5 protein-coding genes are annotated in these 10,720 nt (G+C 69.8%); all 5 read right to left on the reverse strand.

What is annotated here, in order from left to right:
* Position 1: 1 nt before the first annotated feature.
* The 5 genes from AC51BJ_RS15870 to AC51BJ_RS15890 are packed head-to-tail and all read right to left on the reverse strand — an operon-like array spanning position 2 to position 10,709.
* Positions 2-259, reverse strand: coding sequence for an acyl carrier protein (locus AC51BJ_RS15870; protein ID WP_304000817.1), 258 nt, complete (start codon positions 257-259; stop codon positions 2-4).
* Positions 256-1,401: an ACP S-malonyltransferase gene (gene fabD, locus AC51BJ_RS15875; RefSeq protein WP_496280869.1), complete on the reverse strand. Its 1,146-nt coding sequence runs from the start codon at positions 1,399-1,401 to the stop codon at positions 256-258. Before fabD ends, AC51BJ_RS15870 begins: the two co-directional genes overlap by 4 nt.
* Positions 1,398-4,103, reverse strand: coding sequence for a beta-ketoacyl synthase N-terminal-like domain-containing protein (locus tag AC51BJ_RS15880; RefSeq protein WP_496280870.1), 2,706 nt, complete (start codon positions 4,101-4,103; stop codon positions 1,398-1,400). Before AC51BJ_RS15880 ends, fabD begins: the two co-directional genes overlap by 4 nt.
* A complete protein-coding gene (locus tag AC51BJ_RS15885; RefSeq protein ID WP_496280871.1) occupies positions 4,103-9,337 on the reverse strand; it encodes an alpha/beta fold hydrolase in 5,235 nt (1,744 codons plus the stop codon). Before AC51BJ_RS15885 ends, AC51BJ_RS15880 begins: the two co-directional genes overlap by 1 nt.
* 34 nt (positions 9,338-9,371) lie before the next feature.
* Positions 9,372-10,709: a flavin-containing monooxygenase gene (locus AC51BJ_RS15890; protein ID WP_496280872.1), complete on the reverse strand. Its 1,338-nt coding sequence runs from the start codon at positions 10,707-10,709 to the stop codon at positions 9,372-9,374.
* Between the last annotated feature and the right edge of the window lie 11 nt (positions 10,710-10,720).

Raw genomic sequence — 10,720 nt, forward strand, 5'->3', positions numbered from 1 at the left:
CTCAGGCTCCCGTCGTCGCGGCGGCGCGCTGCGCAACGGCAAGCGACAGCTCGCGCACGGTCGGGTACTGGAACACCAGCGCCGGCGGCAAGGACACGCCGTAGCGGTCTTCCAGCGAGCCGACGAGATCGACCGCCTGCATCGAACCCAGTCCGTAGCTGCCGAGGTTCTCCTCCGGCTCGATGTCGTGCGCCGGTACGCCGGTGCGGTCGGCGATGAAGGTGGTGATGAAGTCCGCGATATCGTGTTCGGTGCTCATGGGTGTCGTCCGTGCAAGGGTGAAGACGGGTCGGCGTGCTGCGCGGACGCGGCCGCCGGAATCAGGGTTTCCAGTGCGCGGCGGACCTGGCGGCGCACGGCGCGCGGCGTGGCCGCCAGTTCGAGCGGCGGCCAGCCGGCGACATCGAGTCCGCACGGCCACAGCGCGGCCCAGTCGGCCGCACTGGCAGCCGGCTCGACGTACAGCCGATGCAGCGCGGCGGCCAGTGCGGCGTGGGCACCGGCCACCGACGGCGGCGCGAACTCGGGCCAGTGCACCTCCGCCACCGCTGCGCCTCGCTGCGGGCGCCAGGCGGCGCGGATCTCGTCGACCATCGGTCCGAGCACCGGCGCCGGGCCGATCTCAACGAACTCGGTCACGCCTGCGTCGAGCATGGCGTGCACCGACTGCATCCAGCGCACCGGGCTGTAGAGATGGGCCGCCATCACATCGGCGATCTGCGCGTCGTGCGGCCGTGCGGTCACATTGGCGATGACCGGAATGCGCGGGGGCTGGAACCGCGTTTCGCGCAGCGCCTGCGCGAACTCGGCCGCTGCCGGCCGCATGTGGCGCGAATGGAAGGCACCGCTGACGCGCAGGCGCACCGCCCGCGTGCCCGCCTGGCGACAGCGCTCGACGAAGGCATCGATCTCGCCCGACAGCCCGGCGACGATGGTCTGCGTGGGACTGTTCTCGTTTGCGATCTCCAGTCCATCGACGCCCAGGCGCGCGATCAACGCGTCTACCTCGTCGCGCCCGGGGCCGATGACCGCCGCCATCGCGCCGTCGCGGATGGCGGCCATGATGCGGGCGCGCCGGTCGACCAGACGCAGTGCGTCGATGAAGTCGAGCGCGCCGGCCGCCGCCAGCGCGACGAACTCGCCGATGCTGTGCCCGGCCAGCATGGCCGGCGCGCCGTGCCGGTGCGCGTGATCCAGGTAGCCGAGATAGCCGGTGACGAAGAGCGCCGGCTGCGTGTAACGGGTGTCGATCAGACGGTCGGCACCCTCGGTGCACAGATCATGCAGGCTGTAGCCGAGCACCGCATCGGCCTGTTCGACCAGCCGCGGATAGCGCTCGAACAGTTCGACGCCCATGCCCTTGCGCTGCGCGCCCTGACCGGGGAAGACGACGGCCTTCATGACAGCATCTCCGCGCCGATCCTCGATGGCTGCGCCAGCCAGCGCGCCTCGCGCAATTCCAGACCATCGATCTGCAGCACCGTGCGTCCGTCGATCTCGCCGCGCACGCCGACGCGTCCGCTGTCGGTATCCACGCCGAGCAGCAGGCGCTGTGGCCCGGCCGCAGGCAAGGCCGCCCAGCTCACACGGACCGCGCGGTAAGGCAGCAGCGGCGCGCTCGTGGCGCCCGGAAACAGCCGCTGCAGCGCGCGCACGACGGCGACGCTCCAGTGCATCCAGAGTGCGCCCGGGTCCTGCGACGCGAACGGATCGGCGTCCACGACGACGTCACAATGAACAGCTGCCGTCGCGTCCGGACCGCTGCCGGCGTCGATGCGCTCGACGCGCAGCAGTGTCTGCGTGGCGTCGTCGGCCTGTGCGCGATAGCTCAGACCGGCGCCGACACGGGTCGCCGTCAGTTGCCGGTGGCGCGGCGACGCTGCGGCCCAGGCGACATCGACGAAGCTGACGGCGCCGCTTGTCGCGGCATGGCCCGGCCACGGCAGCAGCGAGGGCAGGCAGTCAGGCCTGCCGTCGAAGGGCGCCCCCGGGAATGCCGTCCAGTACGCGCGCAGCCCGGCGACGTCGTGCGACGCATCAGCGCCCGGCTGCGGCGGGACCGGCGCGGCCGCGCGGAACCACACGCGATCGAGGCGGAACGGCAGTGTGGGCAGCGGCACACGCGCTGCGCTGCCCGCGGCATAGCGCGCGGACAGCACTTCGCTCACCGCCGGAACGGCCAACTGCGTGCGCACCCAGTCGGCCACCGCGGTGGCGCTGCGCCAGGCGGGCGGCGGCTGAGGGTCGCCGTTGTCCCGCACACTCTGCGCAGCAACGGCCAGTGGCGCCGGCGCATCGCACAGCCAACCGGCCAGCTGCAGCGCCAGTTCGCCGAAATCCCTTGCCGCAACAGCGAGCCGGTGCGCCTGCAGGTCGCGGCCGATGAACAGCGACATCGCCAGCGCATGCAGCGTCGGCGCCAGCACCTGCCGCGGCAGGCTGGCGCGGGCAGACAACCGCGCCGGCGCATCCGTCGCGGGCAAGGCTTCGCTCAGTGCAGCCGCGACCTCGCCCCAGTTCAGGCAGTCGCGCAGATCGAGCCGCGCGGCATCGATGCCCAGCGCCTGCGCGGCCGCGTGGGCGTCACGCACCATCGTTCCGGCGTCGACGCCGAGCGCCGCCCACTGCGCGTCGAAATCGAGCACACCGGCGGCCCGGTGCAGCGCAAGCAGCACGTGCGGCTGCACATCCGGATACAGGTAGTCGAACAGCTGCGCCGCGCGTGCGCGCAGCGTATCGGCGTCGCGCGCCGACAGCAGCACGACTTCGGCCTCGTCAGCAGCGGCTGGCCACACCGGCACAGGCTGCGCCTGCAGCACGACGTGCGCGTTGACGCCGCCGAAACCGAATGAACTGACCCCGGCTACCCGCGGCCCCTCGCCCCACGCCTGCGGACGGTCGACGATGCGCAGCGGCGAGCCGCTCAGTTCGAGCTGCGGATTGGCACGGACGAAAGCCGGATGGCCCGGAATCAGCCCGTGACGCAGCGCAAGCACGGTCTTGATCAGACCGGCGATGCCGGCCGCGGCTTCGAGGTGGCCGATGCGCGCCTTCAGCGCGCCGAGCCGGATGTCGCCGGCCGGCGTGCATTCGGGATCGACGCCGCGGCACTGGCGCAGCGCCTCGTTCAGCCCGGCGATCTCTATCGGATCGCCCAGCGGCGTGCCGGTGCCGTGCGTCTCGATGTGCGACAGATGACGTACCGCCGGTCCGGCCGCCTGCCAGGCCGCGGCAACGACTTCGGCCTGCCCCTTGAAGCTGGGCGCGGTCAGGCTGTGTGCGCGGCCACCGTGGTTCTCGGCCGAGGCGAGAATGCAGGCGTGGATGAAATCGCCGTCGCGCAGCGCGTCGTCCAGCCGCTTCAGCACCACCACGCCGGCGCCCTCGCCGCGCACGTAGCCGTCGGCCTCGGCGTCGAAGGGCCGGCAGCGCCCGGCGCTGCTCAGCATGCCGGCCTGGCTGAAGGCGACGTGCAGTTCCGGGCTCAGCATCAGGCTGATGCCGCCGGCCAGCGCCAGTTCGCACTGGCCGAGGCGCAGCTGCTCGATGGCGCGATGGACCGCGACCAGCGAACCGGAGCAGGCGGTATCGACCACCTGGCTCGGGCCGCGCAGGTTCAGCACATAGGACAGCCGGTTGGCGACCAGGGTCAGCGCCATGCCGGTCGCCCGGTAGGCGTCGTTGTCGCAGTGCGCGGCACGCATCAGCGACGTGTATTCGGCATTGCCGACGCCGGCGAACACGCCGACGCGCCGGCCGGACAGGCTGCGCGGCGCGATGCCGGCGTCCTCCAGCGCGGTCCATGCGGACTGCAGGAACAGCCGCTGCATCGGATCCATCGCCTCGGCTTCGCGCGGCGCGATGCCGAAGTGGCGCAGATCGAAGGCATCCACGTCGTCGATGAAGCCGCCCACGTTCGAGTAGGCGGTATTCGCCGCCCCGCCCGGCGGCGCGTAGTGCGCGCGCCAGTCCCAGCGCGACCGTGGCACCTCGCCGATGGCGGTCTCCTCGCCGAGCAGCGTCTGCCAGAAGCCGGCGACGTCCGGCGCGCCCGGCAGACGCGCCGCGATGCCGACGATGGCGATGGCGGCGGACGGGTGCATCACACCGTTGCTCCGGCCAGCGCCGGCACGTCCTGCGGCGTGCTCTCGTCGGTCACCGGCACGCCGCTGGCCGGGCAAGGCATCGGCAGGCCGGCCTTGCGGGCGCGCGCACGGCCGCGGCCATGTTCCTTCGCCAGCTCGTGCATATAGGTCGGGCCGTGCATTTCGTAGTTGTTGCGCAGCGTCGCCAGATACTCGCGGCGGATGATCTTCTGCTCGCGCTCGATGTCGCGCTTCTGCGCGGCGATGTCGGGCTGGCGATAGAAACCGGCGAAGTGCTCGGCCACCAGTTTCGACTGCGCTTCCATCATGTCGAGGAAACCCCAGGTCACCGCCTGGAACAGGCCGATGAAGGCGAGGTTGTCCACGCCGGGCACGAAGATGCGCTTGAACATCGGCACCTTGTTGTCGTCGGCGTTCAGGAACTGCTTGTCGAGGAAGGGGAAGGTGGTCTTGAAGCCGGTCGAATAGACGATGGCGTCGAACTCGCGCACGCTGCCATCGGCGAAGAACACCTTGCGCCCCTTGATGTGCTTCACCTCGGGCACGATCTTCAGCTTGCCGTCGCCGATGCGGTTGGCGAAGTTCTCCGACAGCGTCGGCAGGCTGGACATCATCAGGTGATCGGGTTTGGGCATGCCCATGCTGCTGTGCCGCTGGATCAGCGCCTTGTACAGCCCGGTGTGCACCAGGTTGAACAGCGGGTAAGGCAGGATCTTCTTGAACCACCAGTCGTTCAGGAAGGCCATCGCACGGTCCATGCGCAGGCCCAGCAGGTAGTGCGGCAGCACATAGACGCCGCGACGCAGCGAAATGCAGGTCGATTTCGCCGCGTGGCTGATGTCCACCGCCACCTGCGAACCGCTGTTGCCGACGCCGACCACCAGCACGTCCTTGTCGCGGTAGTCCTCGCGATAGCGGTAGTGCTGCGAGTGGATGGACTCGCCGTCGAACACGTCGCGGTAGTAGTAATCCGGGAAGTTCGGTTCGTTGTGGTGACCGTTGGCCACCACCAGCGCGTCGTAGTGGCGCACCTCGCCGCTGTCCAGCGTGACCCGCCAGCCCTTGTCGCCGAAGCGCTCGGCGCGCTTGACCTGGGTGTTCAGCTGTATCCGGTCGCGGAAGCCGAAGTGATCGACATAGCTTTCCAGATACGCGTGCACCTGCTGATGCGACGGAAAATCCGGGTAGTCGTCCGGCATCGGGAAATCCGTGTACTGGTACAGGCCGCGCGGCGTGTTCTGGTTCATCGCGTGCCATACGGAGGTGAACTTGCGATCCGGATCGAAGGCCCAGATGCCGCCGATGCGGTCACGTCCGTCGAAGCAGTCGAAGGGGATGCCGTATTCGGTCAGCGCCTTGCCGATCGAAATGCCGCCGACGCCGGCGCCGACCACGCACACGCGCGGCAGCTGGCGCGGCGAGCGGCCCTTGCCGCGCAGGCGTTCGAGCATGCGTGCGCCGCCCGGAATGCGTTCGACGAAGGCGCGGGTGAATTCGCGTGCGACCGGCGGCGCGGACAGTGAACGGGGAGCACTCATGCGACGGACCTCCTTGTTTTCGGTGGGGACGAGGGACTTCAGGAATGCAGCGGTGCGCGCTTCGCCGATGCGCGCCGAATGCGCGGCGCAGTCGAGCACCACCGGCGCGATGCCGCCGGACAGATGGCGGCGCAGGCTGTCGACGATGAGGTCGACCTCGGCGTCGGCGATGTCCAGCGGCGGCAGGAAACGCAGGCTGTTGTTGTGGATCGGGCAGACCGCGACCGCCACGCCCTGCACCGGGTCGCGCAGCATGGCGCCCCACAGCAGGTAGCCGAAGCTGCGCTGAAGGAAGGGATCAGCCCCGCCGAGGTCGAGATCGATGGTGAGCAGCAGGCCTTCGCCACGCACCGCGGTGATCATCGGCAGTTGGCGCTGCAGCGCCGTCAGCTTCGCCCGGAAGGACGCGCCGGTGGCTGCCGCGCGGACGTCCAGCCCCTGCTCGAACACCTTGCGCAGCGCGTGCAGCGAGATGTGCGCCGAAAGCGGGCAGCGCTGGCGGCCGGCCAGTTCCTGCAGGCGCGCCGGGGACCGCGCCAGCGCACGCTGCCGCACCGCGTCGCTGCACAGCACGACGCCGGTCGGCACCAGCGAATCGCACAGCGCGGTGCCCAGCGCGACCAGGTCCGGCGACGGCACCTGCGGCGCGCTGTGCAGCAGGCGGCCGGTCATCAGATTGGTCTGGGTTTCATCCACCCCGACCAGATAGCCGCCGGCTTCGCGGTGGCGGACGATGAGCTCGACCAGCTGCGGCGGCAGCGGGCGGGTGGCGTTGGCATCCACCTGTATGGTTTCGAACCACACCAGGCCGATGTCGCCGGACAGCAGTTCGGCTTCGAGCTTCTGCGCTGCGTCCGGCGCGTGCGCGTCGATGAACACGCTGTGCCGGTACAGCGGCTCGAAGGGCTTGCGGAAGATGTCGAACACCGCGTCGTGCGAAGCGACCGCGCTCAGCATCGAAAAGCCGAGACCGCCGGAGAAGAACAGCATGCGGCGCTTCTGCGGACTGGCGAGCGCGCCCAGCGTCAGCGCCACCTCGACCGCGGTGACATTGCTCGACGCCGGGAAGGCGTGCGGCAGTCCGGTGCGCTCGCTCAGCAGTGCAGCCAGTTCGCCCCAGTAATCGGTGTTCGCGTCGTGCGCGCGTACCACGCCGTCGATCACGTCCAGCGGGTTCAGGCCGCGCGGGCTGGTGCCCACATTCACGAAGCAGTCGAGCACCGTGCGCGCGGTGCCGTCGCGGTCGCGCAGCAGTGACTTCATGCCGCGTGCCGCCTCGAAGCGCGCGTCGAAGCCGTGCAGGCGCGCCACCCGGGCGTAGCCGGAATTGCCCCAGCGCAGGTGCGCGTCGTAGCAGGCGTCGACATCGGCGTCGATGCGCCGCATCAGCCGGTGCGTAGCGGCGTCGATGCGATCGCCGAAGGCCCGGAGCAGTGCCTCGCGCGCCACCGCCAGCGGGAAGCCGAAGCTGGTCATCACGTTGCGCACATAGCTTTCGCTGGGCGTCATGCTCCAGGTCTGGTGTACCGGCGCGCGCACCATGCAGGCGGCCACCGGCACCCGGCTCGCTGCCATCGATTCGCCCAGCACGATCATGTCGGCGCGCTCGCGGCAGGACGGCGCGATCCACGCCTCAGCCGCCGTGTCCGGATCGTTGTTGTCGACCAGCACGCTGAGCACCTCGCGCGCAGCGCAGGTGGCGATCAGGCGGTCGGCGTCCTCGGTTGGCGTGAAGGCATCGCACACCAGCACGGCCGCCACAGGCGAGGCGCCGCCTTCCAGCCGCTCGATCGCTTCGAGCACGGTGGACACGAACACCACACCCGGGACCAGTGCGTCGTCCGGGCCTGCGTCGAGCGGATCGAAGTAGCGGCGCCAGCCTTCTCCGGCGTCGATCAGCAGCAGTTCGCCGCTGCTGTCGGCGTCGCGGTTGCGCGCGCGGTGCCGGGCCAGGCGCAGTGCGGCGTCGAGCGCCTCGTGCTGCGAGGTCAGGAACAGGCAGCGGTAGTCCTCGTCGCCGATCTTGTTCTGCGCCTGGATGCGATTGAGCAGCAGCGCGACCTGGGCCGACTGCGGCGACAGGATGGCGCAGTGGCCCTGATCGCCGCGGCGCACATAGTCCTCCAGCACCTGCAGCGCGTCGGCGTCGGCCGGCGCGAAGGCGCTGGCCGGCACCAGTGCGGGCACCCCCGCCACCTCGCCGCGCGCCGGCGCGACCTCGTCGAGGAAACGCAGCAGCAGACGGTTGTAGGCCTCGAAATGGGTGAAGCCCAGCAGATGACCGGCACCCGGAAAGCACACGTAGCGCGCGCCGGGCAGCGCGTCCGCCAGCGCGCGGCCATAGGCCGGCTGCATGTAGCGGTCATCGCGTCCGCTGATCACCAGCGCCGGGCAGCGCAGGGCGGACAGCGCCTCGCGATGGTCGAAGGCACCGACGACGGCCTGGTAGGCCGGCAGCGACGGAATGTTCCAGCCGCGGTTCAGTTCCATGAAGCGCTCGCTCATCTGCAGCTCGCGCATCAGCGTGGCGAAGTCGTTCGCGCCCTGCGCGAACGGCGAGGTGACCGTCGCCACCAGCGCGGACACGCGCTGCGGATGGTCGACGCAGAAGCGCTGCGCCAGCACGCCGCCAAAGGAATAGCCGATCACCGGCAGCGCATCAGTGATGCCCAGGCCATCCAGCAGTTCGGCCACGTCGTCCGCCATCGACGACAGCGTCAGCGGGCTGTAGAAGTCGGTGCGGCCGCAGCCCGGCATGTGATAGGCGATCAGCCGGTAGCGTTCGCCCAGTTCGCGCAACTGCAGCCGCCACATGACCGAGGTGTGCATGACCAGGCCGCCCAGCAGCAGCACCGGCCGCCCCTGGCCGTAGACCGCCGCCTCGATGGTGCGGCCGGAACGCCCCTGCACGCTGACCGAGCGCGCCTGATCGACGACGACCTGCTGTGCATCCAGATGTTCGCGCGAGGGCTGGCGCACGCCGCCTTCGACGGCGGTGTCCTGCGCCCGGGCCACCGGTACTCGTAAGGGAGCGGTTGCGAGCGCAACGGCGGACGCCGGCGCAGTGGCGCCGCCCTGCTCCGCCCACAGCGCCTCGATCGACAGCGGCGCGTCGGCCGCCGCGGTCACCGCCCGCGGGGCCGGCGACGGCGCCGCGGCAACGGGCGCCGGGCGGGGAGTCGGGACCGGGGCCGGGGCCGGGGCCGGAGCTGTCCGGACAGGTTCGGGGGCACGGGCAGCGGCGGCAGCTGGCGCGACGGCAACCGACCCTTCGAGTTCACCCAGCACGCGCTTCACGTCGGCGTCGTGATTCTTCAGCAGATAGCGGGTGAGGCCGCGCAGATCCTGGAACTCGAAGAAGACGGTGGGCGGAATGACGATGCCGAAGCGCGCGGTGAAACGGTTGCCGATCTCGGTGGACGAGATCGAATCCATGCCGTAGTCCATCAGCGAGCGCGTCGGCGAAAAGTCGGTGGCTTCGAGCTTCAGCACGTCCATGACCAGCGCGCCCAGATCGTGCTCCAGCGCGACCTCCAGTGCCGGCCGCGCAGCCGGCACCACGCGCGCTGCAGGAACGGTCGATGGAGTCGGAGCGATGGCCGGCGCGACCATGGGCGTCTCCTCCATCTCCAGTCCTTCGATCAGCGCCAGCGCCTCTTCCGGCGACAGTTCGTCGGCGATGCTCATGTCCATGCGGAACCCCCGGTATGCGTTGTGAAGTCAGTGCTCATGCCGGCAGCGCCTCGGCCGGCGCGGTCTGCGCGGCGCCGTCGAGCAGCTTTCCGGTGACGAAATTGACCGCGCGGATGTACTTCCACAGGTCGACCTCGTAACGGTGGCGGTCGGTGTCCATGAAGCGGCCCTGACCGAGGTCGAGCCGCTCCGGCTGCTGCTTCATCTGTTGCAGCCGGCGGAAGTTGTCGCTGCCGGCGATGCGCGCCGACAGGCAGGCGGCAACGAAGCGCGCAGTGATGTTGAGTACGTTGCCGAGGCCGGACGGCGTGTTCAGATAGCCGACGAAGAGCAGGTTTTCGTGGCGCTGCGGCACCATGCGCAGGAACAGGCGATCGAGATCGACGCGCGGATCGAAATCCGCCGCATCGAAAAAGGACAGATCGGTGCGGAAGCCGGTTGCCCACAGGATGAGGTCGATCTGCTCGCGGCTGCCGTCGGCGAACTCGACGGTGCGGCCGTCAATGCGCCGGATGTCCGGTTTGGGCGCAAGGTCGCCGTGACCGATGTGGTAGAGCACCTGCGAATTCATGATCGGGTGTGCCGCATCGATGCGGTGATCCGGCGCCGGCAGGCCGAAGTCGGTGCCGTCGAAACCGGCCAGCTTGAACACCGCGCCGACGTGGTCCCAGTAGGCCTGGGCATCGGTGAACTTCGGTGCGATGTCCATCAGCCATTCCTGCGTCGGCTTGCCATCGACGAACTTCGGCATGTAGTGATAGCCGCGCCGGGTCGAATGGAAAGCCGCGTCGGCATTGAGTGCCGCATCGACCGCAATGTCGCAGCCAGAATTGCCGCCACCGACCACCAGCACGCGCTTGCCGCGGAACTGGTCGGCCGAGCGGTAGTCGCCGGAGTGCACGCTTTCGCCGTCGAAATGGCCATCGAACTTCGGAACGAGCGGAATGCGCAGCAGCCCGTTGGCGACGACCAGATGGGCGTAGCGGCGCACGCCGCCGTCAGCCAGCTCGCAGCGCCAGCCGCCGCCCTCCGGCCGCGCGCGGACGACCCGGGTGTGGAAGCGCGTGTGCGCCTCGACCGTGTAGCGCTCAGCCACCGACATCAGGTAGGCGTACATCTGGCTGTGCCGCGGATAGTGCGGATAGCTGTCCGGCATCGGCAGGTCGGAAAACTGCGTGTTGCGGCGCGAACTGATCAGGTGCACCGACGCGTACATCTTCGACGCCGGCCCCTCCGGCTGCCAGTTACCGCCCAGGCCGCCACTGGCTTCCAGCACTTCGTAGTCGAGGCCGGCCTCGGTCAGCGCCTTGGCAACACCGATGCCCGAGGCGCCGCCGCCGATGATGCCCACCGTACGATCAAAATCCGTCATGTCTGTCCCTG

Source organism: Methyloversatilis sp. S146-33 (genome assembly GCF_059552495.1).

Excerpts from the sequence above, each read along its gene's own strand:
- AC51BJ_RS15870 (WP_304000817.1), bottom strand. The coding sequence starts at position 259 with ATGAGCACCGAACACGATATCGCGGACTTCATCACCACCTTCATCGCC.
- fabD (WP_496280869.1), bottom strand. The coding sequence starts at position 1,401 with ATGAAGGCCGTCGTCTTCCCCGGTCAGGGCGCGCAGCGCAAGGGCATG.
- AC51BJ_RS15880 (WP_496280870.1), bottom strand. The coding sequence starts at position 4,103 with ATGCACCCGTCCGCCGCCATCGCCATCGTCGGCATCGCGGCGCGTCTG.
- AC51BJ_RS15885 (WP_496280871.1), bottom strand. The coding sequence starts at position 9,337 with ATGGACATGAGCATCGCCGACGAACTGTCGCCGGAAGAGGCGCTGGCG.
- AC51BJ_RS15890 (WP_496280872.1), bottom strand. The coding sequence starts at position 10,709 with ATGACGGATTTTGATCGTACGGTGGGCATCATCGGCGGCGGCGCCTCG.